This is a genomic window from Nonomuraea sp. NPDC050733 (assembly GCF_040654215.1).
GTDB lineage: Bacteria > Actinomycetota > Actinomycetes > Streptosporangiales > Streptosporangiaceae > Nonomuraea.
In genome coordinates, this window is the sequence record NZ_JBFAHO010000015.1 from 1 (window position 1) to 25,989 (window position 25,989).

A 25,989-nucleotide genomic window follows, 5' to 3' on the forward strand; every position below is an offset into this window, starting at 1 on the left:
GCCCGCCCGCGACGACCGTCGCGGGCGGGCCTTCCGTCATCTGCCGCTGGGGGGTGGGCCGTCAGCCGCAGTGGCTCCAGCCGGACTTCCAGCTCACCGTCTTCCAGGAACCGCCCCAGATGACGCACTGCTTCTTGGCGCCCAGGCGCACCGGCCCCGCGTACGCGGTGAAGCTGCCGGGGTTCGAGCCGCTGGACCCGCCCTTCACCTGGAGGACGGCGTTCATCGCGACCTTGCCCGGATACACGAGCTTGGACATGGTGACCACGCAGTTCTTGCCCGCGCCCGTGTTGTAGAGCAGGTAGACGGTCGCGCTGCCGCCCAGGGCGTGACTGTCGATCACCTTGTAGCCCGTGCCGCAGACCTGCGCCGGCGTGAACGGGTTCGGCTTGAGCGGGGCGGCCGTCGGCTTCGGGGTCGGCTTGACCGTCGGCTTGACCGTCGGCGCGACGGTGGGCCTGGCCGTGGGCTTCGCGGTCGGCTTGGCCGTGGACTGCGCCGGAGGCGGCTCGACCGTGCCGGTGTCCGGGCCGCCCGTGGGCGCCGTGGACGGGTCCACCATGTTGTCCGGCTGCTTCTTGGTCTTCGTCGGCTTCGTGGCGGGCTCGGATTCCTTGTCCGCCGGGGTCTCCTTCGTGTGCTGCGGAGGCGCGACCGTGGCCGGGATCTGGACCTGGGTGGGGAGCGGCTGGAGCGGGCTCGGCTGCTTCTGCGCCGCCCCGGTCTCCGTCGGCTTCGTCTCGTCCAGGTCCGGCGGCGGGACCGTGCCGTCCGTCGGCAGGCCCGTCTCAGGGGTGATCACCTCCGCCGGCGGCTCCACGGGCTGGTCGCCGCCCGAGCCGTCGGTGGGCGTCGCCTGCGAGCGGTTGCCCACGGCGACGACCTCGGTGGGCTTGTCGGCGTTCGCCTGGACGACGACCGCGCCGGCCACGACCAGGAGCGCCGCCGCGGCCGCGCCCGAGAGGGCGAACGTCAGGGTGCGGCGCTGCTTGGCCGCCGGACCGCCCTGACCGTCCGGTCCGCTCTGCCTGCCCGGACCGGTGGGGCCGGCGGGACCGCCCTGCCGGCGCGTGGGCCCGCCTGGGCCGTTCCCGCCGCCGTGCGGCCCCTGGGCGCCGGGGTGTGCGCCTCCGGGGTGCTGGACGCCGGGGTGGCCGCCTGCCGGGTGCTGGGTGCCGGGGTGGCCGAAGGGGGCCGCCTCCCGGCCCGGCCAGGCACCCTGGGGGCCTCCGCCGGGCGCCGAGGGGTAGCCGCCGCCCGCGCCGGGCTGACCGCCCGACGCCGCCTGCGGCATGCCGGGATGCTGCGCACCCGGCTGCTGGGATCCGGCGGGGTACGGCGCGCCGGGGTGCTGACCACCGGGCTGGGGACCGCCGGGCTGAGGACCACCCGCCTGGGGGACGCCCTGCTGGGGGACGCCCTGCTGGGGAGCACCGGGGTGCGGGCCCGCGGGCTGCTGCGGCACGTGGGGGAGCTGGGCGCCCGTCTGGTGCGGGCCCGCGGCCTGAGGCCCGCCGGGAACGGCCTGGCCTCCAGGAACGGCCTGGCCGCCCGTGACCGGCTCGACCGCAGCCCTGGGCGCCGGCTGCCCGGTGAGCCGCACGATCAGCTCGTCCGCGCTCGGCCGCAGCGCCGGGTCCTTGGACAGGCACAGGGCCACCAGCTCGCCGAGCGTCCCTTCCATCCCGCCGAGCTGCGGCTCCTCGTGCAGGATGCGGTTCATCACCACGGGGATGGAGTCGGAGCCGAACGCCGGCGTGCCCGTCGCGGCGTACACCATGGTGACGCCCCACGCGAACACGTCCGCGGCCTCCGACACCGGGGCGCCGCTGAGCTGCTCCGGCGCGAGGTACGACGGCGTGCCCATGGCCATGCCGGTGGCCGTCGCGCCCGGCGAGTCGAGCGCCCGCGCGATGCCGAAGTCGATCACGACCGGGCCCTCGGGGCCCATGAGCACGTTGGCCGGCTTGAGGTCGCGGTGCAGGATGCCGGCCCGGTGGATGGCCGCCAGCGCGGTCGCGGTGCTGATCGCCAGCCGCTCCAGGGCGGCCCCCCGGCGCGGCCCCTCGTTGATGACGAGCTCACGCAGCGACGGCCCGGGCACGAACTCGCTGACGATGTACGGCCGGCTGCCCTCCAGGTCGGCGTGGAGCACGGGCGCGGTGCAGAACCGGGCGACCCGCTGGGCCACGGCCACCTCCCGCAGGAAGCGGGTGCGGGCGTCGGGGTCGGCGACCGCCGCGTGGTGCAGCAGCTTGACCGCCACCTGCTCGCCGGAGTCGCTACGGCCGAGATAGACGACTCCCTGGCCTCCCTCGCCGAGACGGCCCAGGAGGTCGTAGGCCCCCAGCCGTCGCGGGTCGTCCGCCGCCAACGGCTGGTACTGATCCACGTTGAACCCCCATGACCACGCATGATTTATCAACAACTGGGGCAGAACGCTACCAGCGTGGTGCTTGGTGCGTGGCCCGGCCTTGCCATTTCTTTCATGATTTGTCGGCTCATGTCAGCGTTTGTGTACGGATTGTGGCCAGGACCACGCCCGTCGCCATGCCCGAAAACCGGCTGAACGGCTCAGATCGCCTTGCCCGGGTTGAGGATGCCCAGCGGGTCGAACACCGCCTTGATGCCGTGCTGCACCTCCCGCGCGACCGGCCCCGCCTCCAGCGCCAGCCACCGGCGCTTGAGCAGGCCGACCCCGTGCTCGCCGGTGAGCGTGCCGCCGAGCTCCAGCGCCCGGGTGAAGACCTCGTCGGCCGCCGCCCACACGCTGGCCGGCGGCTCGGCCAGGCCGTGCTCGAAGATGAACACCGGGTGCAGGTTGCCGTCGCCGGCGTGCGCGACCGTGCAGATCCGCACGTCGTGCCGGGCCGCGGCCGCCTCGATCGCGCCGATCATCTCGGGCAGCACCGAGCGGGGCACGCACACGTCCTCCACCAGGCACGCCCCGAGCCGCTCCTTGGCCTCGTAGGCCATGCGGCGCACGCCGATCAGCTCCTCGGTCTCCTGCGGGCTGGAGGAGACGGCCACGAACGACGCCCCGTTCTCCACGCACAGCCGCTCCATCCGCTCGACGGCGGCCTGGCCGTCGGAGGCGTCCGACTGGCCGATGAGCATGGCGTTCACGCCGGGCTCCAGGCCGATGTGGCGCCAGTCGTCGATCGCCTCCAGCGTCGCCCGGTCCAGCAGCTCCATCAGGGACGGCTGGCAACCGGCCGCCATGATGGCCGACACGGCCGCGCCCGCCTCGCGCAGCGACCCGAACTCCGCGGCGAACGTCGCCGGCGGGGCCGCGGGCGCGCGGCGCAGCCGTACCGTGGCCGAGGTGATGACGCCGAGCGTGCCCTCCGAGCCGACGAACAGCCCGGTCAGGTCGTAGCCCGTGACGCCCTTCATCGTGCGGCGGCCGGTGTCGAGGATGCGGCCGTCGGCCAGCACCACCTCCAGGCCCAGCGCGGAGTCGCGCGTCACGCCGTACTTGACGCAGCGCAGCCCGCCCGCGTTGGTCGCCAGGTTCCCGCCGATCGTGGAGATCTCGTACGACGACGGGTCCGGCGCGTACATGAGCCCGTGCTCCCGGGCCGCCCTGTCCAGGTCGGCGGTGATCACGCCGGGCTCCACGACGGCGATCTCGTCGGCGGGGGACAGCTCCCCGATGGCCGTCATGCGCGCCAGCGACAGGACGAGCGCGCCCTCGGTGGCCGTGGCCGCCCCGGCGAGGCCCGAGCCGGCGCCGCGCGGGACGACCGGGACGCGGTGCTCGGAGGCCCAGCGCAGCGTCGCGACGACGTCGTCGCGAGAGGCGGCGAGCACCACGCCGACGGGCTTGCCGGGCTCGACGAACGTGCGGTCGCGGGCGTAGGAGTCGGCCACGTCGGGATCGGTCACGACTCGGCCGGCGGGCAGCGCGCGCACCAAGGCGTCTATGGGTCTCACATGACGAACCTTACGGTTTGCGTGGATCGAGGCTTGAGGCCAGACTGCCCGGGTGGAAGTGACGTGTCCGGTGTGCTCCCAGGTTGACCAGGTCATCGCAGTCCCGGGAGCGGTGGCGGCGGGGACCACGTACCGGATCGGGCGCGTCCGCCTTCCCGGGGAGCGCGAGATCGCCGACCTGCCGGCCGCCGTGTCGCTGGGCGCCACGAAGCACCTGATGAGCCGTACGCAGCTCGCGGTGTGGATGTCGTTCCCCAGCCGCCAGTACGCGCCCTGGGTGCGCAACCAGGGCTACATCCTGCTCGGCGTGGCCGCGCTCGTGCACCTGGTGGTGTCGCTGGTGATCGCGATGGGCAAGGACTCGAACTGGGGTGAGGTGCTGCTCGCCCCGTTCTGCCTGACCGGCCTGTTCTGGGGGTTCGGCCTGCTCCAGGTGCTCGGCTCGTACGGGGCCCGCAGGCGGGACGAGGCCGAGGCGCCCGCCCGCGAGCAGGCGCTCCAGGTGTGGGAGCGCCTGCGTTACTGCTCCCGCGACAACGTGGTCTTCGAGCCCGGCGTCGGCGTCTCGGTGCACCCGAGCGAGACCCGCGACTACATCTTCGGCTTCAGGCGCGGCGGTCGCGCCTGAAGCCCGCCGGCCGGGCGGACCCGGCGGTCAGGCGCCGTGCTCGTCGGCGACGAGTCGCGCGCACACCGCGAGGCCGGTGATGGCCTGCTCCAGCTCGTCGAGCCCCGGGAAGGTGGGCGCGATGCGGATCACGCGGTCGTCGGGGTCCTTGCCGTACGGGTGGGTGGAGCCGGCCGGGGTGAGCGCGATGCCCGCCGCCTTGGCCCTGGCCACCACCTCGGCGGCGTGCGGCACCTCCAGGCTGACGAAGTAGCCGCCGGTCGGGCTGGTCCAGGTGGCCAGGCCGCCCAGCTCCTTGGTCAGCACCCGGTCGACCAGCTCGAACTTCGGCCACACCAGCTCGGCGTGGCGCCGCATGTGCGCGGCCACGCCCTCGGCGTCGCGCAGGAACTCCACGTGACGCAGCTGGTTGAGCTTGTCGGGGCCGATGGACTGCTTGCCGGTGTTGCGCAGGAACCACTCGACGTTCGCCGGGGAGGAGCCGAAGAACGACACGCCGCTGCCCGCCAGCGTCACCTTGGAGGTGGAGGCGTAGACGAACACCCGGTCGGCGTTGCCGTGCTCGGCGGCCAGCGCCAGCAGGTCGGCCAGCTCCGCCGGGGCGTCGGTGAGGTGGTGCACCGCGTACGCGTTGTCCCAGAAGATCCGGAAGTCGGGCGCGGCGGCCGGCATGGCGGCCAGCCGGCGCACCGTCTCGTCGCTGTAGGTGGCGCCGGACGGGTTGCTGTACTTCGGCACGCACCACATGCCCTTGACGCTCGCGTCGGTGGCCACCAGGCGCTCGACCACGTCCATGTCGGGGCCGTCGGCGTTCATCGGGACGGGCACCATCGTGATCCCGAACCGCTCGGTGATCGTGAAGTGCCGGTCGTATCCGGGCACGGGGCACAGGAACGTGACCTTCGGCTCCTCCACCCACCGGCGCGGGGCGCCCGGCACCGCGTCGAGCAGCGCGAACGCGACCGTGTCGTGCATCAGGGCCAGGCTGGAGTTGCCCCCGACGACGAGCTGGCCGGCGGGCACCTGGATCAGCGGCGCGAACAGCTCGCGCAGCTCGGGCAGGCCCTGGAGGCCGCCGTAGTTGCGGCCGTCGGTCCCGTCGGCCGCGCGGTAGGACGTCGGCAGGCGGAGCATGTCGTTGGAGAGATCCAGCTGGCGCGGGGACGGCTTGCCGCGGGTGAGGTCGAGCGAGAGGCCACGCTGGACGAGTTCGGCGTAGTCGCGCTGAGCGTTCACGAGATCTTCTCCTCCGGATGGGTCGGATACGAAGGATAGAAGACGCGCTTCGGGGAGCAGGAATCGGTTTCGGCATGTGGACGGCCCGCCCGTGCCGAATCAGCGCGAACGGCTTCACGCGGAGCGATCGGTGGCGTGCAATGGAGAGGCATCGGGGGCACCGGGGGACCGGCAAGGCAGGGCACCACGTTCCCGGTGCTGGCCGCCGCCCTGCTCGTGCTGGAGTCGGACCGCAAGCTCGGCACGCGCGTGTTCGACGGGGCGAACGGCGGCCCCATGATCTGGCAGCACCTGTTCTGGTTCTCCGGCCATCCCGAGGTCTACATCATCGCGCTGCCGTTCTTCGGCATCGTCACCGAGGTCATCCCCGTCTTCAGCCGCAAGCCGCTCTTCGGCTACGTGGGGCTGGTGGGGGCCACGATCGCCATCGCGGGCCTGTCGATGACCGTGTGGGCGCACCACATGTTCCCCACCGGCCAGGTGCTGCTGCCGTTCTTCTCGTTCATTACCTTCCTCATCGCCGTGCCGACGGGCGTGAAGTTCTTCAACTGGATCGGCACCATGTGGCGGGGGCACCTGAGCTTCGCGACGCCGATGATGTTCGTGATCGGCTTCCACACGACCTTCCTCATCCAGCACTGGCTGGGCGTGGCGGGCTTCCCGCGCCGCTACGCCGACTACAGCCCGCTCGACGGCTTCACCGACCTCAACATGATCTCGTCGGTGGGCGCCTTCGTGCTGGGGCTGTCCACGCTGCCGTTCCTCTACAACGTCTGGAGGACCGCCCGCACCGCGCCGCGCGTCACCGTGGACGACCCGTGGGGCTTCGGCAACTCCCTCGAATGGGCCACCTCGTGCCCGCCGCCGCGGCACAACTTCACCTTCATGCCGCCCGTCCGGTCCGAACGTCCCGCCTTCGACCTGCACTACCCGCACAAGGCTCCCCAGGGGGAGCAGGACTAGGGCGGTCACGGACCCTTATTCTGAATTGTCCTAAATACATCACATTTCAACAACGCTCTTTACGTCCGCTTTACTCACCCTCTAACGTCCGGCATTGCATACCCCAAGGCCATGCGCCCGGCGATCCCGGGCAGAGAGGGTTCCTGGTGCCCAGCACGAAGCGCCTGTTAACAGCCATGCCGGCGGCGGCCCTGCTCGCTGCCGCACTCACAGTCCCCGCGGCAACCTCCCAGGCCACAGCGTCGGCGGCCGTGTACGAGCCGACCGCGGCCGACTACTACATCAACTACGCGCCGCCGCGCGACGAGCCCGAGCCGGGCGACCCGCCGTCCCCGAACAGCAGGCGCGCCCGCGCCCAGTCCCCGGCGCAGAAGGCCGACCGGAAGTACATCGAGGGCAATCCCGCCGCCGCCCGCGTCCTCGCCGCCCGCGAGCAGCAGGCCATCAAGACGGGCCGAAACCCCGCTGAATTCATCTTCAAGAACGCGAAGCAGTCAAAGACCGCCAAGCTTCTCACGCTGCTCGTCGAGTTCAACGAGAACGCCAACGACGACTTCTCCGGCTTCAACCGGCTGGCCACCCCGGACAGCGCCCCCGACGACTGCGTCGTCGAGCCGCCCGGCACCCTGAAGAACGGCCCGCTGCACAACAAGATCCCGGACCCGGCCACGCTGCCGCACCAGGACAACAACTCGTTCTGGGTCAAGGACTTCAGCACCGAGCACTTCAACCAGATGCTCTACACCGACAAGGGCATCACCGAGCGCGTCCGCCCCGACCTGAAGGACCCACGCGACGGCAAGCCCGGCATCGACATCTCCGGCTTCACGATGAAGAAGATGTACGAGGAGATGTCCAAGGGCGCCTACTCCGTCACCGGCTCCGCCGTCGGCTGGATCAAGGCGCCGCACTCCGAGGCGTGGTACGGCGCGGCGGCCTGCGGCGGCGCGCCCCAGGACATGTCCGGCCACCCCGACAACCCGACCGGGGCGGGCCAGCTCGCCATCGACGCAGTCAACGTCCTCTCGCAGACCCAGCCGAACTTCCCCTGGGCCGACTACGACGTCGAGGACGTCTCCGACGCCGACGGCGACGGCGACTACGCCGAGCCCGACGGCGTGATCGACCACCTCGTGCTCGTCCACGCCGGCAAGGACAAGTCCTCCGACGGCGGCGCCGAGGGCACCTACGCCATCTGGGCGCACTCCAGCGCGGTCGCCGGCGGCTACCAGGTCCCCGGCACCGACAAGAAGATCTCCAACTACATCGTGCAGCCCGAGGACTCCGGCGTCGGCGTCTTCGCCCACGAGTACGGCCACGACCTCGGCCTGCCCGACCTGTACGACACCAGCGGCGCCGCCAGCTCGGCCGTGGACTTCTGGGACCTCATGTCCAGCGGCTCCCACTCCGGGCCGATCTTCCAGTCGATGCCCACCCACATGGGCCTCTGGGACAAGTGGGTGCTCGGCTGGGCCAACCCGAAGGTGTTCGAGCCGGGCGACGCCGCCAAGCTCGTGACCGTCGGCCAGTCGTCGCGCACGCCGAAGCTCACCCAGGACGGCGTCCGCGTCAACCTCGCCTCCACGCCGCTGAAGATGATCGACCCGCACAGCGGCGCCAACGCGTGGTGGTCCGGCATGGACCAGGAATGGGCCAACGTCCACCTCACCCGTGACGTGCCCGTCCCCGCCGGCACCGACGTCCGCTTCTGGATGTGGAACAACTACGAGATCGAGGAAGACTGGGACTTCGGCTTCGTCGAGGTGTCCACCGACGGCGGCCAGACCTGGACGCAGCAGAAGGTCTACGACGAGGCGGGCAACGAGGTCACCACCCCCGACGGCTACCCGGACCCGAACAAGAACCTCAAGACGTTCGGCAACAAGAAGTACGGCCTCACCGGCAACACCAACGGCTGGCGGCACGACTACGTCAACCTGACGCCGTTCGCCGGGAAGAGCGTCAAGCTCCGCCTGACGTACAACAGCGACGCGGCCTTCACCCCGCGCGGCTGGCACGCCGACGACTTCCAGCTCACCAACGGCGGCACCGCCGTGTGGAGCGACGACGTCGAGAACGGCGACAACGGGTGGAAGGCCACCGGCGGCACCTTCACCAACACCAGCGGCCAGGGCTGGACCATCAACAACGGCTCCCGCGAGGTCTCCCGCTTCTACCTCGCCGAGTGGCGCAACTTCGACGGGTTCGACAAGGGCCTGCAGTTCGCCTATGACAGCACGTACTCGCGTGAGGGCGCGTGGAAGGTCCAGAAGGTCAAGTACAACGCGCCCGGCCTGCTGATCTGGTACCGCGACTCCACCTTCACCAACAACTCGATCGCCAACAACCTGGAGCTGTCGCCGAGCATCGGCTCCAAGGGCAGCCTCCTCGTGGTCGACTCCCACTACGACCCGCTGCGCCGCACCGGCACGGCGGCCGCCAAGGACCCGACCCGGCACAAGAACATGGAGGGCCGCTCGCAGTCGTCCAACGCCGCCTTCTCCTTCGGCAAGACGTACCCGTTCAAGGAGTGCCTGGAGGCCGCGGGCGAGCCGTTCAGCGAGTACTGCACGGACGTCCCCGCGCTGAAGGGCGTGCCGAACTTCACCGACGCCAAGACCTGGTACCCGGGCTTCGAGGTGCAGGACGGCAGCCTGTACTACCGCGACTTCGACGCCTCCACGGTGGTGCCGTCCAAGGACGACCAGCAGTACAGCACCCGCGTCGTGCACCTCGACGGCACCCCCGCCACCGAGCTGTACGGCACGGACCTCGGCAACGGCCACAAGCTCGGCACCGGCAATCCCGGCGACGAGGGCAAGGCCCTGGGCGTCCAGTTCAAGCTGGTCTCCCCGCTGCCGGGCAACCTGGGCGCCATCGTCCAGGTGATCCCGCCCAAGAAGTGAATCTCGCCCTGTTCTCTGGAGAGCCTGATCTGGAGGACCTGATCTTCAGGGCCTGATCTGTAGGGCCGCCGGGGCGACCGGCGGCCCTACGATTGGACACCATGAGCGAACTGCGCACCAAGGCCGAGCACACCGAGGCGATCCGCAAGGACCGTCGCGTGGCGGTGGTGATCAACACTCGCTCGCGCCGTGGCCGGCGCCACTACGTCGAGGTGATCGAGCAGCTCCACGACCTCGGGTTCGAGCCGCTGGCCGAGATCGGCGTCTACAACCCCAAGCGGCTGCGCGAACTGCTCGACACCGCGCTCGCCACCCGCCCCGACCTGCTCATCGTGGGCGGCGGCGACGGCACGCTCTCCTCCGCCGTCCGCCACGTCGCCCACCGCGACGTCGCCCTCGGCGTACTGCCGCTCGGCACCACCAACAACTTCGCCCGCAGCCTCGGCCTGCCGCTCGACCTGCAGGGCGCGATCCGGGTGTTCGACACGGGCAAGGTCGCCGACATCGACCTGGGCATGGCCGACGACCGGCCGTTCGCCAACCTGGCCAGCTTCGGGGTGTCGGTCGAGGTGGCCGGCAAGGTCAAGCCGTGGCTCAAGCGCCTCCTCGGCCGCCCCGCCTACCCGCTCACCGCCCTCACGGTCCTGCCGGGGCACCGCCCGTTCCGGGCCTACATCACGGTCGACGACCAGCGGCACGAGCTGCTCACCCACCAGCTCAACATCGCCAACGGCCGCTTCCACGGCGGCTGGCAGGTCGCCAAGGACATCAGCATCGACAACGGCATGCTCGTGGCGTACCAGCTCGGGTCCGGCAAGAAGCTGCGGCTGCTCGGCGAGACACTGGCCCGCGCCACGACGGGCCGCTGGCGCAGCCTCGCCGGCGGCCCCTTCGTGTTGGGCCGCGAGATGCTGCTGGAGACCGACCCGCCGATGGCGGCGGACGTGGACGGCGAGGTACGGCTGCGCACCCCGATCCGCCTCCGCGTCGTCCCCAACGGCGTCCGCGTCATGGTCCCCGCCTCCTTCGAGGACCGCTGACCACCCCGCCCACAGGACCTCAGGGCCCCAGAGCCTCACGGCAAGGTCCTCACCCGGGGCGCGCTTCGCGCGACGGGACTCGAGCTGTGACAGCGGGGGAGCCGAGCTGCCCCCGCACCCCTGGCCGGGACCTCCCTGCCCCCGGACCCCCGAGCGTGGGCGAGCTGTGACGGTGAGAGCCAGGCGCGGTCTTCCGTTCTCGTCAGTGATCTCTGGTTCGCCTATGGAGCAGAAGTGGGGATGTCCCCTGCCGTGCGATGCAAGGCCGATCTGGTGCGTGATGATCACCCCCGATACAGTTGCCGGACCGCGTCGGATGTCGAGGCCGTTCTTGGAGGAGGTGTGCAGCAGATGCGCAGGACCTTTCAGTGGCGTACCCGCAGCTCTGCCATCAGCCACTTCCCCTCAAGCCGGAGACATCGTGTCCGTTCGCGTCACCTCTCTGATTGACCCCCAGCTCAGCCCGTCCAGCCGGCGTCTCGCCTGGCTGGCCGCCCGGTCCACCGGCGTTCCCGTCGGATCGGCCTTTCTTCGCCTGTTCACCAGGGCGGGCCAGGACCATCTGGCCGAGCTCGATCTCCACGTTCACCCGGCCGAGCGTCGTACCGGCGTCGGTTCTCTCCTGCTGACGGCCGCGCTGGCCGCAGCCCGCGACGAGGGCCGGCGCTCCGTCATCGCCCACCTGGAGCCCGGCTCGCCGGGCGAAGCCTTCCTGTCGGCACGCGCCTTCCGCAAGGTGCTGACCCTGACCTTCGCGCGGCTGCCGCTGGCGCAGGCCCACCTCGCCGGCCTTCGGGAGATCGTGGGGAGCGCGCATCCCGGGTACCGGCTGATCACCTGGGACGGGATCGTGCCCGACGAGCTGGCCGAGACGTTCGCCGTGGCCCACCACGCCATGGACGACATGCCGATGGACGACACCGACTACGGGAGCGTGCATGGGGACGTCGACCGCGTACGGCAGGCGGCGCAGGCCGTCGCGAACCGAGGCGAGCTGCTGCACACCGTGGCCGCCGTCACCGAGTCGGACGGGTCGATCGTCGGCTTCACCGAGCTGGTCGTCCCAGGGGATGGCAAGGGTGACGCCCAGCACTACGGCACCGGTGTGCTGCCTGACCACCGCGGGCACGGCCTGGCCCGCTGGATGAAGGCCGAGGCCATCCGGCAGGCCCGCGAGCGCTACCCACACCTCGGTGGTCTGCTGACCGACACCGCCGACAGCAACCGCCCCATGCGCGCTGTCAATGACGCGCTCGGCTACGCGCCGACCCACAAGAAGGTGACACTCCAACTGGATCTCTAGCGGCGAGCGTCCTTTCCCGGTGAATCCCGACGTCGTTCAGGTGTTCGGATAAGGCATGCTGGCGAATGTCGGCGTCACTGAGTCTGAGCAGGTGGCCCGCTCATCGGGGAGTTGGCCTATCTGCTGGCGACCACGAACGGTAGTTGCAGAGTCAACTACTGTTCGTTGGCGCCTGCTTGCTTGCTGTGCTGGTCTGTGCGGCGGTGAGCAGGCTCAGCGCGGAGGCTCGGCGTGGGGGGTCGGGTAGTGCGAGTGCGGCGGGGACGCGGATCGGTGGATCGGGCTGGATGAGGGCGACGGCGGTGGAGTCTTGCGAGACGACGCCGGCGGGGAGCAGGGCCCAGCACCCTCCGGAGGCAACAGGTCCGGCAAGGAGGTCTTGGACTCGGGTCAAAGTCGGCCCCACGCGGGGAGTGAACCCGGCCGCTTGGCAGGCGGCCGTGATCAGGTCGTAGCTGCCAGGGTTGTCTGCCCGGGCGGATCGGGCCAGGGGGAGCTCGGCGAGCGTGGCGAGGTTGCTGGCGGTGCGGGCGTATGCGGCGGGGACGGCCAGGAGTAGCGGCTCGTCCCAGAGGTGATGAACCCGCACGCCCGGGGTGTCCGGTGGCGCCGCCACGAACGCGGCATCGAGGTCGTTGGCGACGAGGGCGGCGAGCTGACCGGTCGTTGAGGAGGAGCTTGTCACCTCGAGAGTGATGCCGGGGTGGGCGTCGCGGACAGCGGCAAGAGCAGCTTCGATACGAGGGCTGAATACGACGCTGCTGCCGATGCGCAGTAAACCGGTGTTACCGGCGGCGATGTCGACGGCCGCAGCGGCGGCACGGTCGATGCCGCGTAGCGCGCGGCGCGCGTGGACCAGGAATGCCTGGCCGTCCAGGGTGAGCCGGGCCCGACGGTGGGACCGGTCGAACAAGGTCAGTCCGAGTTCGCGTTCCAGCCGCGCGACCTGCTTGCTTACCGCAGATTGAACGATGTGCAAGGCCTCTGCGGCCCGGCCGAAGTGTTCACACTCGGCGACGGTGACGAAATAGCGCAGCTGCCGGACCTCCATCGCCACTGCCCTTCTCGCCTCGATCGATTCCTCTTGGTGATTGTTCCATGGCCGGGTTGGTCGTTGATCGGCTTTGGTGAGACCGGCTGGAATAGAGCGTGCGAGGTCGAGGACCTCCGGGGGACGACCCTCACGTTGGGAGAACCTCTTCTGTCCAGGTTGTTCAGGATCTCTTGGGGGAGGACGTCATGGCCGCAGCAACAACGATCGTGAACGCGAAGGTATTCGACGGGACGAAGTCGCAGAACTGGACTTCGGTCCGGTTCGCTGACGGCCTGATCACCAAGTGCTCGGCCGCCTCGGCCGCCCAAGAAGGCGACGAAGTGATCGACGCGGGTGGCGGGACTGTGCTTCCCGGTCTGATCGACGCGCACGTGCATCTCGTTCCCGGCTCCCTCGCGCAATCGTTGACCTTCGGCGTTACCACCGTTCTCGACATGTTCAGCAAACCCGACCTGGTGGCCGGGGCCAAGGAGCAGGCCGGCTCCCGTCCGGACGTGGCCGATGTGCGTTCCTCGGGTGTCGGTGCCACCGCGCCCGGCGGGCACCCGTCGATGATGTACGCCCCGTTCCCGACGTTGACCACCGCTGACCAGGCCGAGCAGTTCGTCGCGGAACGGATCGCGGAGGGCTCGGACTATCTGAAGATCTTCTCCGGCGCCGGGGGGCTCTGGCCGTCGCTGGACTCCGAAACCATCAAGGCACTGGTCACTGCCGCGCACGCCCGCGGCCTGGTCGTCGTCGCTCACGTGAGCTCGACGGCCGGTGTCGAGGAGGTCGTGTCCGCCGGTGTCGACGTGGTAGCCCACGTCCCCGCGGACGCTGAGCTGGACAAGGCCCTGGTCGAGCGCATGGCCGAGGCCGGAATCGCGGTCGGTCCGACGCTGGCCACCGTCGAGAACACCCTCGGTGAACCGGGTGGGGCAGCAGTGGTAGGGGACCCGCGGCTCGCTGAGGCGCTCGGGGACGCCTGGGCACGTCGGTTGACCTCGGGTGCCTCGGGATGGCGTGGCCGGGAAATGCCGCCCTACTCGCAGGCCGAGGACAACGTGCGGCGACTGGCCGATGCGGGGGTCACTCTGCTGGCGGGCACCGACGCCCCGAACCCAGGGACCGTGTTCGGAGCAAGCCTGCACCGGGAACTGGAACTCCTTGTCCGGTGCGGCATCAGCCCGGCGCAGGCCCTGGCCGCTGCCACAACCGAACCGGCACGAGTGTTCGGACTCGCCGACCGAGGACGCGTGGCGGCCGGGCAGCGCGCGGACCTGGTCCTCGTGTCCGGTAACCCGTTGACGGACATCACAGCAACACGCGCGATCGAGCGGATATGGCGCGCGGGCACAGCCTGCGATCGACGCGCCTTCGTCGCGAGCGCTGCCGAAACTGAGCAGCTTGACGCTTTCGACGCCCAGGTCGCCAAGGTCGTGGCAGCCGTGCGCGAACGCTGGTCCAACTTCGGCCCGAGGAAGGCCCCCTGAACGCGGGTCCCGCGTCGCGGGCATCGTGATCTTCTGTACTCGCATCGGGTGAAGACAAGAACACCGCGCTATGTCGTGCCGCTGACACGACACGGCAGCGGGACATCCCCTGATGCGGCGGGAGAACGTGGAGGCGGCCGGAAGTGTCGGTGCGGCTGGTTACCGTCCCCGCCATGGATCATTGGGACGAGATCAGGAAGCTGATCGAGAAGCGGCACGCCGACCGGCTCGCCGAGAGAGTCAAGGCACTGGACGGCGCGGCCCGCACGGACGTCGCGGCCCGATTACCGGCACTGCGCAAGGAGCTGCGGGGCTGGTTCGACCAGTGGGACGACGGCCTGGTCGACTACGCGCCCGTGCTGCGGGTGGCGGGCGCCGCCACCTTCGGCGGCGCGGCGGCCGTGGCGTCCTGGTTGTACCGGCGCGACTTCGCGCCGCAGTGGGCCGGCCCTGACAACGACGTGGACCTCGTCCTCGCGGTGATCGCGGACCGGCCCGCCGCCTGGCGTGCCGACCTGGCCGAGCGGCTGGTGCTGCGCATGCGCGTCCCCGACGACCGCGGCATGGCGCTCGCCCTGGCCCTGCTCCGCGAGACCGGCGTCGAGCCGCCGCCGCACGACCCGCTGGTGGCCGGCTGGGTGGAGCGCGGGCCGTCGCGACTGGGCGACGACCCGCTGCTCGACCACCTTCTCCCGCGGCTGTTCGAGGCCCAGGGCGTGGGGCGGGCGCTCCAGTGGGAGAAAGACCCCGAAGAGGGCTGGCTCGGCGCTCTGACGGAGCTGGCCGAGGCGGGGCGGGTGAAGCGCGAGGCGCTGATCGAAGGCTGCGTGCGCCGCTTCCTGCTCGGTGGCACAGCACGAGACCTGCGGTTCTTCGTCCACCTGCACGAGGCGCTGAACCCTTCCCCCACCGAGGCGGCCTCCCGTGCCCGCGACTATCTGCGCCTGCTGCCCGCGTCACCCGGTCCGGTCGCCGAGCTGGCCATGAAGCGCCTGCGCGCCTGCGACGACCTCGACGCCGACGATCTCGCCGAGGCGTGGGACTCACTGCTGTTCCGGCCCGAGCGCAAGCTGGTGCGCGCCGGGCTGTCATGGCTGGACCGCTCCGTCCGGCACACGCCCGCGCTGGCCGAGATGGTGGCCGCGCCGCTGGCCCGCGCATTCGGGGCCGACTCCGTCGAGCTTCAGGAGACGGCCGTCGGGCTGGCCCTCGCCCACGCGGAGGGCATGAGTGAGGAGGGGCGCGCCACCGTACGGGAGGCGATCGAGCTGCTCGCGCCCGAGCTCGGCCGCCGGGCGGCCCTGGTCTTCGGGGGAGGCGCGGTGGCCGAGCCCGAGCCCTCGCTCGTACCGCCGCTGCCCGACCCGCCCGAACGCGTCCGTGGCGTCGAACCCCCAATCGACACTGTCGAGGAGTTCGTCCGGTCGAGAGCGGAGGGGTGGTACTCGTGGCAGGCGTGGGAGCGGCTGCTGGCCGGGTTCGTCACGCTCGCGGTCCGTGACCGGGCGGGCATGGAGGCGGCGCTACGGCCACGGATGATCGGCGCGTATACGGGGGCGTACCACGGGGAGAGCTGGGAGCGAGCCGAGGAGTGGCTCCAGGGCGCGGAACACGCCCTCACCGCGACCGCGCCCGTCCGGGACGCCTGGCGGCGCTTCATGCCGAAGACCCGTCTGCCCGCGCCGCACCGGCTCCTGCTGCACCGCCTGGCCGAGATCCTCCGGGCGGTCGAGGAGGACACCCTCCCGCCGCTGCTGCTCGCCACGCCCACGCACAGCACGGGACACGTGGCGGCGGCGGAGCTGGTCCGGCGGCTGGAGGTCGTCGAGGCGGCCGGGGCCAAGCCGCTGGCCGCCGACCTCCAGCAGGCGCTGCTGCGGCTGCCGCGCACTCCTGAGCCCGGGGCGGCGGAGCGGGCGGCTCGCCTGACCTCCGCCGCGGGCCGGATCGTCGCCGCGTGGACCTGCCCGGAGGTCGAGATCAAGCTGGGGTGGACCTGCGGCAGCCACGGCGACGACCACGACTGGCACGACCGCGGGCATCACCACACCGCGCGCCTGGTGCCGGAGGCCACCCTGGAGCCCACCGGCCTGCCGCTGGTGGACCTGATGCTCGGCGTCCCCCGCCACTGCGCCGAGGCGCAGCACAGCGACTGGTGGGACTCCACCCTGCCTTCGCACCGCGAGGTCGCCGCCGCTCACTTCATGCCGTACGTGCTCCGGCGCCACTGGGGCGGGCCCTCCATCGGGCCCGAGCAGGCCCGTGCTCTCGTCCGGGCCGACGGGCCGGCCGGTGCGGCGTGCGCGGTGGTGCTCGCCCGCGTTCTGGGCGACCCGCGGATGCCCGAGTCGGTCGACGTCCTGCTGGAGGCCGCCGCCCGGGACGAGCTGCCCGCCTCCGAGATCGGCCGCCAGGCCGGGCTCCTCGTGGCGAGCGGCGAGGTCAGGATGGTCGACATGGTCGCCGCGCTCGACGCCGCGGCCAGGTGGGGCGCCCACGCGCACGTGTGGCGGATGGCCGCCGCGGCGCTGCCCGTGCTGCTGCCGCCTCCCGGCGGGCGCTCGCACAACGGCCTGGCCGAGTTCGTCAGGCTCGCCGTCCTGGCCGCCGAGTGGTGCGGCGCGCGCGGCGAGATCCCCGAGGTACGCGACATGGCCGCCCGCAAGGGGAGCAGCGGGCTGCTCCGCGAGGTCCGCCGGCTGCACGACCGGCTCACCGGCGGCCCCGGTCAGGAAGGAACATCATGACGTCCGAGCGTTACACCTGGCCCGCCCGGCCCGATGAGGGTCACAGCACGCGGATGACGATCGGCGACCTGGCCCGAGCCGCCACCGCGCCTGGCTGGTCACGGCTCACCGTCCGCCGTGCCCAGGTCGGCGCGCACACGCTGACCACCGTGACCCGCGACGGCCGCGAGATCGCCGCCGAAGGCGTCGACGAGCAGTTCCAGCGCCTGCGCGAGCTGTCCTACCGAGCAGACGCCGGCACCTGGTTCGCCTGCGAGCTGGAGTTCACGCCCGGCAGCAGGGGTTACACCGGCCGCGTCGACTCCTCCGCGCCGCCGTTCGAGGACGTGCCGCCGCCGGCGGCGCTGGGGGAGCTGACCCTGTTCCCTCGCGAGGAGCCGCCCGCGTGGTTGCTCGCCGCGCTGCCCACCGCCGCGCCCATCGCGCTGCCCGCAGCGTACGACGACCGCCACGATCACTGGCGCCACCACCGCGGCGACCACGAGCCGCCGCCCCCGCCGCCTCCGCCGATCACCGGCGAGCTGGCCTACCGCCCGGCCACGGCCATGACCGCCCGCGTCTTCGAGCATCACCAGGAGCCCGACGCGCAATACGTCCACCTGACCGAGCAGGCGGACGAGCCGGAGAGCCTCCTGGTGGGGTGCAGCTGGAATGCCCTCTGGGTGTCGCGCGGAGGCATGCGTGGCACCGGCGAGGGCGTGCGCTCCATCATGCTGGACGGCGAGGTGCTCCGGCTGGAGCTGACCCCCGAGGCCGCCGACGCGCTGGAGACCGAGACAGCGTATGAGGTGCGTCTCGACCTGCCGCCCGAGATGACGGCCCGGCTGCGGGCCGTTCTGCCCGGCATGTTGCGGCGCGTCACCGGGGGGCCAGAGCTGATCGGCTTCTGAGGCCGCGCGACGATCTCGTGAGCGTGAACAGTCGCCTCTCGATCGGTGAAGGAGAGATGTGAATCCAAGGATCGAGAGGTGACCGCGATGCCACGGGCGTTACCCGCACAGGCCGGGGACGCCGTGATCATCGAACATTCCTGGCGGGATCCCGAGCGCTTCGCCGCCATTTTCGACCGCTACCACCCCGAGATCCACGGCTACGCCGAGCGCAGGCTGGGCGGCGGTCTGGCCGACGACGTGGCCGCGGAGACGTTCCTGATCGCCTTCGACAAGCGCACCCGCTACGACGTCTCACGCGCCGACGCGCGGCCCTGGCTGTACGGCATAGCCTCCAACCTCATCGCCCGGCACCGCCGGGCCGAGGTGCGCCAGTACCGCGCGCTGGCCAAGGCGGGCACCGACAAGCCGGCGGAGGACCACGCCGACCGGGTCGCGGGAGCGGTCGACGCGGTCGCGCACAGGCCCCGGCTCGCCCACGCCCTGGCCGAGATCGCCGCCCGGGACAGGGACGTGCTGCTGCTGGTCGCCTGGGCCCAGCTGACCTCGGAGGAGGCGGGCAGCGCGCTCGGCATTCCGGCGGGGACGGCCCGCTCACGGCTGCACAGGGCCCGCAAGAGGATCCAGGCCGCACTGGGAGGGGACGGATCATGAACGACATGGAGACGCTGCGCGAGGCCTGGGGCCGGCCGGAGCCGCCCTCTTCCGCCGCGCGGTCGGCGGCCAGGGCCGCGCTCCTGGCGCGAGCCGCCGGGCCCCGCCCCAGACCCAGGCCCAGGTGGGCGGCGCGGGCGCTGGCCGTGGCCGCCTCGGCGGTGGTGATCGCGACAGGAGTGACCGTGATCCAGGCCGTGGGAAGCGGAGAGCCGACGCTCCCCGCCGCCAACGCGCAGGTGGTGCTCACCAGGATCGCGGCGACAGTACAGAAGAAGGACTTCACGCCGCCCCGGGACGATCAGTGGGTCTACTCCGAGGCGCGCATACAGAGCAGCTACAAAGAGGGAATCAAGGCCGGGCAGTTCACCCCGCGGACGCCGTTGACGAGTTGGGTCGACGAGTTCTGGATCCGAGCCGACGGCAAGCGGGTCGCCTCCAAGGTGGACGGCAAGCTGGTGACCTCCGACCCCGGGGGCCGGACACTGGAGAACACCTACGCCATGGTGGCCGCGCTGCCCACCGATCCTGACGAGCTGCTGGCCAGGTTCCGCAAGGTCCCCGCCATGAAAGGCGGGGACCAGGACCAGTGGATTTTCGAGCGGTTCGGCGTGACCCTGAGCCAGAACATCGTCCCGCCCGCCCAGGAGGCGGCCATCTTCCAGGCGATGGCCGAACTCCCCGGAGTGACGGTGAACGAGTCGGCGGTGGACGTCGAGGGCCGGGCGGCGCTGTCCGTCTCCCGCGTCGCCGATGGCTGGCGCAACGTCGAGATCCTGCTGGATCCGCAGACCTACGCCTACCGAGGCAGGCGCGAGAGCGCGGTCACGGACCACGAGGAGCGGATTGAGCAGGTCAGCTTCAAGAACGGCACGGCCGTTCCGAAGTCCTCTCGCGTGGAGTGGACCATCGAGAAGGGCACGCTCTGGCGGACGGTCACCCGGACCGCCGTGGGCGTCGTCGACCAGGCCGGACAGAAGCCGTAACCGTCGAACGCCTCGTTCATGACCGACGTCACCTGCCAGAGGCCGGCGTCGTCCGTGACCAGCTCGGCTCGGTGCGTGGGACGTCAGGGCGTCCCGGGCAGCGGAACCGCGGTGTCTGACGGGTCGGGCAGCCGGTAGGTGACGCCGGTGAGGCGTTCGGACAGCCGCCACAGCCGCCCGGCCGTGACGACGTCGCGGATGGCGCGCTCGCGGGGGCGGTGCGTGGGCTCGCCGCGCAGTTGCAGGAACCCGTCGGGGACGATGTACCGCCCTCCGGGCAGGTCGGGGACGGTGGCCGCGTACAGGGAGGTCTTGGCGCCTTCCGGCGTGGGGCGGAAGGCCGCGCGCACGAGCAGGCCCGTCAGGGTCGCGTACAGCCTCCCCCTGGCGCGGTTGGCGCCGCCGGTGAGCACGTTGGTGCGGGTCAGTCCCGGAGCCACGGCCATGCTGCGGAGCGCCGTCCCGGCGGCGTCGGCTCGGCGCTGCAACTCCATCGCGAAGAAGAGGTTCGCCCGCTTCGACTGCACATACGCGAACGCCGTGCGGTAGCGGCGCTCGGCGTTGAGGTTGCCGAGGTCGAAGCGGGCGAAGCGCTGCCCCTCGCTGCTGACCGTGACGACGCGCGGGTCGGGCGCGGCGAGCAGATGGGGCAGAAGCAGCCCGGTCAGGGCGAAGGTTCCCAGGTGGTTGACGCCGAACTGCGACTCGAATCCGTCCTCGGTCAGGGCGAACGGCACCATCGCCACGCCGGCGTTGTTGACCAGCAGGTCGAGCCGGTCAAGATCCCAGCCGGAGGCGAACTCCCGGACGGAGGCCAGGCTGGACAGGTCCACGCGGCGCAGCTCCAGACGCGCGCCCGGCACCTCGTCTCGCATGCGGGCGAGGGCGGTGCTGCCGCGTCCGGGATCGCGGCAGGCGAGGACGACATGGGCGCCACGGCGGGCCAGCTCGCGGGCCGTGACGTAGCCGATGCCGCTGTTCGCGCCGGTCACCACCGCCACCCGGCCGGACTGGTCGGCCATGTCGTCGAAGGTCCACGGGGGAGGGGTACGCATGACTGCCACCTCAGGGATCGGGGGACCGGATATCGCAACTCGAAGTTGCGATAGATTCATCCTGCCCGTCGTCGACCCGTATCGCAACCTGGAGTTGCAATGGAGGCTTCCCGCCCTACTGCCCGGCCGGTCGGCCGCGGTGTCAAGGTGCGTGAGGCGGTCCACGCCGCCACGCTCGCCGAGCTCGTGGAGAAGGGGTATGCCGCGCTGACCGTCGAAGGCGTCGCCCAGCGGGCCGGAGTCCACAAGACGACGGTGTACCGGCGCTGGAAGGACCGCGAGAGCCTGCTCGTCGACGCCCTCGCAGAGCACATGGCGGTGGACGTCCCCGTCCCCGACACCGGGACGGTCGAGGACGACCTGCGGGCGCTGGCCCGCTCGCTCGTCCAGTCGTACACCAGCCCGACCGGGCGGGCCGTCCTGGCCGCGATGTTCACGGGGGCGGCGCGCCTGCCGGAGATCGCCGCCGCCGGGGGGCATGTCTTCCGCGACCGGCTCACCAGGGCCGAGCCGGTGGTGACGCGTGCCGTCGAGCGGGGCGAGCTGCCTGTGGGCACCGATCCGGCCGAGCTCCTCAAGACCCTCGCCGCGCCGATCTACCTGAGCCTGCTCGTCACCGGCGACCCGGTGGACGAGGCGACCGCCGACCAGGCCGCGCGGGTCGCGCTCGCCGCCTCCCTCGCCGGTGCCTTCGTGCCGCCTGACGTCGCCGGGCCGGCCCCCGGATGAGGCCGTCCGCCGGGCGCCGTGGCAAGATCGGCGACATGGGGGAGCCGGTGGTGATCGCGGAGTACGACCCGGCGTGGCCGGAGGAGTTCGCCCGGCTGGGCCCCCGCCTGCGAGGGGCGCTGGGCGACGTGGCGGCGCGGATCGACCACATCGGCTCCACCTCGGTGCCAGGGCTCGCGGCCAAACCGGTGATCGACATCCAGGTCTCGGTACGCTCGTTCGAGCCGCTGGACGCGTACCGGGCGCCGCTGGAGGAGGAGCTCGGCTTCGTGTTCCGGGCGGACAACCCCGAGCGGACCAAGCGCTACTTCCGGGAGCCGCCGGGCTCGCGCCGCACCCACGTGCACGTGCGGCTGCTGGGCAGCTTCTCCGAGCAGCTCCCGCTGCTGTTCCGCGACCATCTGCGGTGCCATCCGGAGGCGGCCGCCGCGTACGCGGAGGTGAAGAGGCGGTGTGCGGCGGAGTTCCGTGACGACCGGACGGGCTACGTCGAGGCGAAGGACGCGTTCGTGTGGGAGATCGTCCGCCGGGCCGACGCCTGGGCTCAGCGCACCGGCTGGCTCCCCGGCCCCAGCGGCGCCTAGCCGTGAGCAGACGCCTGGCCGTAAGCAACTGCTTACCCCCTGATCGGGAGCCGGTTGTACAGTGAACGTATGAACCCTCCCGGATCGTGGTGTGAGCGGCCCAAGCCGCAGGCTCCCTCGTGCGAGCTCCCGTCCCCGTGGAGCAAGCCGGAGCGCCCGGCCGACTGGTGTGACGTCCCCGAGGCGCCGGTCAAGTCGCCGATCGTCTCCGTCATCGGCCACCTCCTGAAGGCCGCCGCCAGGCGCTGAGGGGCCCAGGGGCCGACGGGGCCGCCGTCACGCGGCCGCGGCCCCGCGATGCGCCGTGCCGCGCTCCGGGACGCGGCCGAACGCCCGTGATAGAAGGGCGATCCGGTGGGTAGGCGCCATTCTCGTCAGAGGAGGCGAGAACGTGAACGAGACCCACAAACTGGTCAATGATCTGTCCGAGCAGGTCACCCGGCTCGTCAAGGACGAGCTGCGGCTGGCGCGCCTGGAGCTGACCGAGAAGGGCAGGCACGCCGGGTTCGGCGCGGGCCTGTTCGGTGCGGCGGGGATGCTCGCGTTCTTCGGCGGCGCCGCGCTGGTCGCCGCCGTCGCGCTGCTCCTGGCGCTGGTCATGCCCGCGTGGGCGGCCACCGCGGTGGTGGCGGGCGCGCTGTTCGTCGTCGCGGCCGTGGTGGGGCTGGTCGGCAAGAAGCAGGTGGAACGGGCCAAGCCTCCGATGCCGAGCGAAACCATCGAGAGCGTGAAGGCCGACATCGACGTGGTCAAGGAGAAGGTGCGGCGATGAGCGAGACGGATCCCGGATACAGCAGCGGGCAGCACGCCGGGGACGTCGGCGCCCACAGGACGACCGTGGGCATGCCGACCGACGAGGAGTCGATCAACGTGCCCCAGACCCGGGCGGGCGCGGCGGAGAACGCCCTCAAGGCCGAGGAGGACCGGGCGGAGCACGAGACGTTCGACCCCGAGCCGGTGGTGCGTGACGAGCGCACGGACGCCGTCGAGGGCCGCGAGGGGGAGGCCCGTTCCCAGGGCCCGCAGCAGGTGACACCGGAAGCCAGGCACGCCTCCGGTACGGGTACGGGCGCGAGCTCAGGCCAGGCGCGTGAGACGACGACGACACGTCGCGGCCGGGACGGCCGGGACGGCGAGGACGACGACGAGGAGGGACGAGTGCGCAAGCGCATCGAGGAGACCCGCGGGCAGCTGGGCCACACCGTGGCCGAGCTGGCGCACAAGGCGGACGTGAAGCACCGCGCCGGTGACGCGGCCGAGACCGTCAAGGCCAAGGCGGGCGAGGTGGCGGGGACGGTCACCGGCAAGGCCAGTGAGGTGGCGGGGACGGTCACCGGCAAGGCCAGTGAGGTGGCGGGGACGGTCACCGGCAAGGCCAGTGAGATGGCGGGGACGGTCACGGCCAAGGCCGGTGAGGTCACGGGAAAGGCCGGCGAGGTCGCGGGGACGGTCACGACCAAGGTCCGCGAGGTCACGCCCGACCAGGTGAAGGACGCGGCCGACAAGGTCACCACGCAGGCCCGCAAGCGGCCCGCGCTGCTGGTGGTCGCGGCGGGCGCCGTCGCCGTGTTCGTGCTGCGCCGCGTCATGAGGCGTAACCGGCACAGGTGAGCGCTCCCGAACGTCCCACCGACTTCCCGCGCAGAGCCTGGTGGAGCGTGCTGAAGCGCACGTTCATCGAGTTCAAGGACGACAACGTCCAGGACCTCGCCGCCGGGCTCACCTACTACGCCGTGCTGTCGATCTTCCCGGCGATGATCGTGCTGGTGTCGTTGTTCGGCCTGCTCGGCCGCGACGACACAGCGGTGATCGTGGGCCACCTGGCCGTGGTGGCGCCCGCCGAGGTGCGCGACCTGCTCACGCAGGGCGTGGCGGGCGTCCAGCGGGTCGGGTCGGCGAGCGTGTTCGCCCTCGTCGGCCTGGCCGTGGCCCTGTGGTCGGCCTCCGGCTACATCGCGGCCTTCATCCGCGCCTGCAACGCGATCTACGACATCGAGGAGGGCCGGCCGTTCTGGAAGACCACCCCGCTGCGGATCGGCCTCACCGTCCTGGTGACCGTGCTGCTCGCGGTCGGGGCGATAGCGGTGACCCTCACCGGCCGGTTCGCCGACCTGGCGGGGCGCGCGCTGGGCCTGGGCGGAGCGGTCGTGACCACCTGGAACATCGTCAAGTGGCCGGTCCTCGCCCTGATCGCGGCCGGCCTCATCATGGTGCTCTACTGGGCGGCCCCCAACGTGCGCCAGCCGGGTGTGCGCTGGATCAGCCCCGGAGGGCTGCTCGCGGTCGTCCTCTGGGTGATCGTCTCGGCCGGGTTCGGGCTGTACGCGAGCCACTTCGGCTCCTACAACAAGACGTACGGCACGCTCGCGGCGGTCGTGGTGTTCCTCATCTGGCTGTGGCTGTCGAACATGGCGCTCCTGTTCGGCGCCGAGCTCGACGCCGAGCTGATCAGGGAGCGCGCCATCGCCGAGGGCAGCCCCGTGGAGCGGGAGCCGTACGCCGAGCCCCGGGACGAGCCGGAGCCCGATACGCTGCCTGAGTGAAGCGTCGGCCGGCCACAACCCTGCTCGTGGTGCTGACCGCCGCCGTGGTCGCGGGGTGCGGCGGCGGCGCGGCGGTCAGCGACCTCGGCGTGATCGTCAAGGGCGCCAAGGGCGCGACCGTCCCGGTGGAGCTGCATTCGGGGCAGCGGTTCTCGCTGGCGGTGCCCGACGACCCGGCGGCGGGTGACAGCTGGACCCTGGAGGCGGTGCCCGACGCCCAGGTCGCCTCGTACATCAGCAAGGAGCTCCGGCGCGACGGCTCCTCGGGCACCGCCTACTTCGTCTTCAACACCAAGCGGCCCGGCACGACGAGCGTCAGGCTGTACGACTGCTGGCGCTGCGGCGGCGCGACGTCGCCCCCCACCGAGGAGAGCCGCCTGCGCTCCGGCGAGGCGGTCTTCGACCTCACCGTCACGCCTCGCTGACCCGTCCGGGGGCGCCCGTGTCCTTGATCCGGAGGCGCGGGTCGGGGAGGCTGCGGACATGGACAACGGCAGCGACTACGGCAGGGACTTCGTACGCGTGCGCGCCGCCGCGGACGGCGCCGAGACGATCTCCTGGTGGACCGGCGACGTGTACGGCTGGCGGCGCGACGACGGCCCTCACCACCTGTTCGGCTTCGAGGGCCTCAACGTGGCACGCGCCGAACGCGGCGACGCCGGCTGGCGGCTGCTGACCCGCGAGGCCGCCGCCTACCTCGACCCGGTCACCCGGGACGCCCTGTCCACCTGGGACAACCCGTTCACCGGCGAGAGCGTCGAGGTGCGGCACGTCTTCAACGACCCCGTCAACCAGCCGCTCGGCGACCGCGCGGTGCCGTTCACCCGCGTCGGTGACCAGGTCGTCTACCACGTGGACGTGCGCCTGGCCTACCCGTCGCCGCTCCCGGTCGCCGACTTCCCCGAGCACTCGGCGGGCGACACGTACCGGGCGATGGAGCTGTTCCAGTTCTTCGCCCGCGCCGCCGACCTGGACTCGGGCGTGGCGGACGTGCCCTGCGTGTTCTCCTGGTGCCGGGTGTCGCCGTGGCTGCCGTGGATGGCGATGGGGCAGCGCGAGGGGGCGCTCGTCTACCACTGCCGGGGCGGCAAGGTCACCGAGGTGCCCGAGCGGCTGGCCGGCTTCGCCGGGGAGCGCTTCCTGCACGCCCCGCAGGCGTGGTCGGCGCCGAACATGACGAGCTGGACCGACTTCCGCGACCACATGCGGGGCCGGCGGGACGCGGCCGGGACCGCCGAGGCGGCCGGCGGGTAGGGTCGG

Annotated in this window: 22 protein-coding genes and 1 pseudogene; 18 read left to right on the plus strand and 5 right to left on the minus strand. The window is 71.7% G+C overall.

Annotated features, from left to right (window positions below):
* Window positions 1-61 precede the first annotated feature (61 nt).
* Window positions 62-2,392, minus strand: coding sequence for a protein kinase (locus AB0H64_RS23315; protein ID WP_357627945.1), 2,331 nt, complete (start codon window positions 2,390-2,392; stop codon window positions 62-64).
* Window positions 2,393-2,574: 182 nt separating this feature from the next.
* A complete protein-coding gene (locus AB0H64_RS23320) occupies window positions 2,575-3,936 on the minus strand; it encodes an FAD-linked oxidase C-terminal domain-containing protein (RefSeq protein ID WP_357627948.1) in 1,362 nt (453 codons plus the stop codon).
* A gap of 52 nt (window positions 3,937-3,988) precedes the next feature.
* Between AB0H64_RS23320 and AB0H64_RS23325 the strand changes: the two genes are divergently transcribed.
* On the plus strand, window positions 3,989-4,564 hold the full coding sequence (locus AB0H64_RS23325) for a hypothetical protein (protein WP_357627951.1): 576 nt from the start codon (window positions 3,989-3,991) through the stop codon (window positions 4,562-4,564).
* Between the two features lie 27 nt (window positions 4,565-4,591).
* Here the strand turns inward: AB0H64_RS23325 and AB0H64_RS23330 are convergent, their stop codons facing one another.
* Window positions 4,592-5,800 (minus strand): aminotransferase class I/II-fold pyridoxal phosphate-dependent enzyme, encoded by a 1,209-nt coding sequence (locus AB0H64_RS23330; protein ID WP_357627954.1) that lies wholly within the window; start codon window positions 5,798-5,800, stop codon window positions 4,592-4,594.
* A 189-nt stretch (window positions 5,801-5,989) separates the two neighbouring features.
* Between AB0H64_RS23330 and AB0H64_RS23335 the strand changes: the two are divergent.
* From AB0H64_RS23335 to AB0H64_RS23350, 4 genes and pseudogenes are all read left to right on the plus strand, one after another.
* Window positions 5,990-6,763 (plus strand): annotated as a pseudogene (locus AB0H64_RS23335) (cbb3-type cytochrome c oxidase subunit I); the annotation flags it as partial.
* 251 nt (window positions 6,764-7,014) lie between these two features.
* Window positions 7,015-9,669 (plus strand): immune inhibitor A domain-containing protein, encoded by a 2,655-nt coding sequence (locus AB0H64_RS23340; protein ID WP_357627956.1) that lies wholly within the window; start codon window positions 7,015-7,017, stop codon window positions 9,667-9,669.
* A 101-nt stretch (window positions 9,670-9,770) separates the two neighbouring features.
* Entirely contained in the window at window positions 9,771-10,709 is a 939-nt protein-coding gene (locus AB0H64_RS23345; protein ID WP_357627959.1) for a diacylglycerol kinase family protein, read from the plus strand.
* Between the two features lie 421 nt (window positions 10,710-11,130).
* Complete coding sequence (locus AB0H64_RS23350) at window positions 11,131-12,012, plus strand: GNAT family N-acetyltransferase (protein ID WP_357627961.1); 882 nt, start codon at window positions 11,131-11,133, stop codon at window positions 12,010-12,012.
* Between the two features lie 151 nt (window positions 12,013-12,163).
* On the opposite strand, the gene AB0H64_RS23355 is transcribed toward AB0H64_RS23350, so the two are convergent.
* Window positions 12,164-13,063: a LysR family transcriptional regulator gene (locus AB0H64_RS23355; protein ID WP_357627964.1), complete on the minus strand. Its 900-nt coding sequence runs from the start codon at window positions 13,061-13,063 to the stop codon at window positions 12,164-12,166.
* A 188-nt stretch (window positions 13,064-13,251) separates the two neighbouring features.
* On the opposite strand from AB0H64_RS23355, the gene AB0H64_RS23360 reads away from it, so the two are divergent.
* From AB0H64_RS23360 to AB0H64_RS23380, 5 genes are all read left to right on the plus strand, one after another.
* Window positions 13,252-14,541, plus strand: coding sequence for an amidohydrolase family protein (locus AB0H64_RS23360; protein WP_357627967.1), 1,290 nt, complete (start codon window positions 13,252-13,254; stop codon window positions 14,539-14,541).
* Between the two features lie 173 nt (window positions 14,542-14,714).
* The gene (locus AB0H64_RS23365; RefSeq protein WP_357627970.1) at window positions 14,715-17,288 is read left to right on the plus strand and encodes a DUF6493 family protein; all 2,574 of its coding nucleotides are present in this window, start codon (window positions 14,715-14,717) and stop codon (window positions 17,286-17,288) included.
* Window positions 17,285-18,178 carry a hypothetical protein gene (locus AB0H64_RS23370; RefSeq protein WP_357627973.1) on the plus strand — a complete coding sequence of 298 codons (894 nt, stop codon included), beginning with the start codon at window positions 17,285-17,287 and terminating at the stop codon, window positions 18,176-18,178. The genes AB0H64_RS23365 and AB0H64_RS23370 overlap by 4 nt, the downstream gene beginning before the upstream one ends.
* Window positions 18,179-18,265: 87 nt before the next feature.
* The gene (locus AB0H64_RS23375; RefSeq protein ID WP_357628317.1) at window positions 18,266-18,832 is read left to right on the plus strand and encodes an RNA polymerase sigma factor; all 567 of its coding nucleotides are present in this window, start codon (window positions 18,266-18,268) and stop codon (window positions 18,830-18,832) included.
* Entirely contained in the window at window positions 18,829-19,818 is a 990-nt protein-coding gene (locus AB0H64_RS23380; RefSeq protein WP_357627976.1) for a CU044_5270 family protein, read from the plus strand. Before AB0H64_RS23375 ends, AB0H64_RS23380 begins: the two co-directional genes overlap by 4 nt.
* Window positions 19,819-19,901: 83 nt before the next feature.
* On the opposite strand, the gene AB0H64_RS23385 is transcribed toward AB0H64_RS23380, so the two are convergent.
* On the minus strand, window positions 19,902-20,873 hold the full coding sequence (locus AB0H64_RS23385; RefSeq protein ID WP_357627977.1) for an oxidoreductase: 972 nt from the start codon (window positions 20,871-20,873) through the stop codon (window positions 19,902-19,904).
* Window positions 20,874-21,020: 147 nt separating this feature from the next.
* On the opposite strand from AB0H64_RS23385, the gene AB0H64_RS23390 reads away from it, so the two are divergent.
* From AB0H64_RS23390 to AB0H64_RS23425, 8 genes are all read left to right on the plus strand, one after another.
* Window positions 21,021-21,602, plus strand: coding sequence for a TetR/AcrR family transcriptional regulator (locus AB0H64_RS23390; RefSeq protein ID WP_357627980.1), 582 nt, complete (start codon window positions 21,021-21,023; stop codon window positions 21,600-21,602).
* Window positions 21,603-21,637: 35 nt separating this feature from the next.
* On the plus strand, window positions 21,638-22,186 hold the full coding sequence (locus tag AB0H64_RS23395) for a GrpB family protein (protein ID WP_357627983.1): 549 nt from the start codon (window positions 21,638-21,640) through the stop codon (window positions 22,184-22,186).
* A 69-nt stretch (window positions 22,187-22,255) separates the two neighbouring features.
* Entirely contained in the window at window positions 22,256-22,435 is a 180-nt protein-coding gene (locus AB0H64_RS23400; protein WP_357627985.1) for a hypothetical protein, read from the plus strand.
* 142 nt (window positions 22,436-22,577) lie between these two features.
* Window positions 22,578-22,958: a phage holin family protein gene (locus AB0H64_RS23405; RefSeq protein WP_357627988.1), complete on the plus strand. Its 381-nt coding sequence runs from the start codon at window positions 22,578-22,580 to the stop codon at window positions 22,956-22,958.
* The gene (locus tag AB0H64_RS23410; protein WP_357627990.1) at window positions 22,955-23,797 is read left to right on the plus strand and encodes a DUF3618 domain-containing protein; all 843 of its coding nucleotides are present in this window, start codon (window positions 22,955-22,957) and stop codon (window positions 23,795-23,797) included. The genes AB0H64_RS23405 and AB0H64_RS23410 overlap by 4 nt, the downstream gene beginning before the upstream one ends.
* Entirely contained in the window at window positions 23,794-24,729 is a 936-nt protein-coding gene (locus AB0H64_RS23415) for a YihY/virulence factor BrkB family protein (RefSeq protein ID WP_357627993.1), read from the plus strand. Before AB0H64_RS23410 ends, AB0H64_RS23415 begins: the two co-directional genes overlap by 4 nt.
* Window positions 24,726-25,154, plus strand: a complete 429-nt coding sequence (locus AB0H64_RS23420; RefSeq protein WP_357627995.1) for a protease inhibitor I42 family protein — start codon at window positions 24,726-24,728, stop codon at window positions 25,152-25,154. The genes AB0H64_RS23415 and AB0H64_RS23420 overlap by 4 nt, the downstream gene beginning before the upstream one ends.
* 58 nt (window positions 25,155-25,212) lie before the next feature.
* Complete coding sequence (locus AB0H64_RS23425) at window positions 25,213-25,983, plus strand: DUF1838 family protein (protein ID WP_357627998.1); 771 nt, start codon at window positions 25,213-25,215, stop codon at window positions 25,981-25,983.
* Window positions 25,984-25,989 lie beyond the last annotated feature (6 nt).

What these genes read in the sequence shown, in the direction of transcription:
- AB0H64_RS23385 (WP_357627977.1), bottom strand. Translation starts at nt 20,873, where the DNA reads ATGCGTACCCCTCCCCCGTGGACCTTCGACGACATGGCCGACCAGTCC.
- AB0H64_RS23425 (WP_357627998.1), top strand. Translation starts at nt 25,213, where the DNA reads ATGGACAACGGCAGCGACTACGGCAGGGACTTCGTACGCGTGCGCGCC.
- AB0H64_RS23360 (WP_357627967.1), top strand. Translation starts at nt 13,252, where the DNA reads ATGGCCGCAGCAACAACGATCGTGAACGCGAAGGTATTCGACGGGACG.
- AB0H64_RS23365 (WP_357627970.1), top strand. Translation starts at nt 14,715, where the DNA reads ATGGATCATTGGGACGAGATCAGGAAGCTGATCGAGAAGCGGCACGCC.
- AB0H64_RS23355 (WP_357627964.1), bottom strand. Translation starts at nt 13,063, where the DNA reads ATGGAGGTCCGGCAGCTGCGCTATTTCGTCACCGTCGCCGAGTGTGAA.
- AB0H64_RS23375 (WP_357628317.1), top strand. Translation starts at nt 18,266, where the DNA reads ATGCCACGGGCGTTACCCGCACAGGCCGGGGACGCCGTGATCATCGAA.
- AB0H64_RS23395 (WP_357627983.1), top strand. Translation starts at nt 21,638, where the DNA reads ATGGGGGAGCCGGTGGTGATCGCGGAGTACGACCCGGCGTGGCCGGAG.
- AB0H64_RS23345 (WP_357627959.1), top strand. Translation starts at nt 9,771, where the DNA reads ATGAGCGAACTGCGCACCAAGGCCGAGCACACCGAGGCGATCCGCAAG.
- AB0H64_RS23400 (WP_357627985.1), top strand. Translation starts at nt 22,256, where the DNA reads ATGAACCCTCCCGGATCGTGGTGTGAGCGGCCCAAGCCGCAGGCTCCC.
- AB0H64_RS23380 (WP_357627976.1), top strand. Translation starts at nt 18,829, where the DNA reads ATGAACGACATGGAGACGCTGCGCGAGGCCTGGGGCCGGCCGGAGCCG.
- AB0H64_RS23410 (WP_357627990.1), top strand. Translation starts at nt 22,955, where the DNA reads ATGAGCGAGACGGATCCCGGATACAGCAGCGGGCAGCACGCCGGGGAC.
- AB0H64_RS23370 (WP_357627973.1), top strand. Translation starts at nt 17,285, where the DNA reads ATGACGTCCGAGCGTTACACCTGGCCCGCCCGGCCCGATGAGGGTCAC.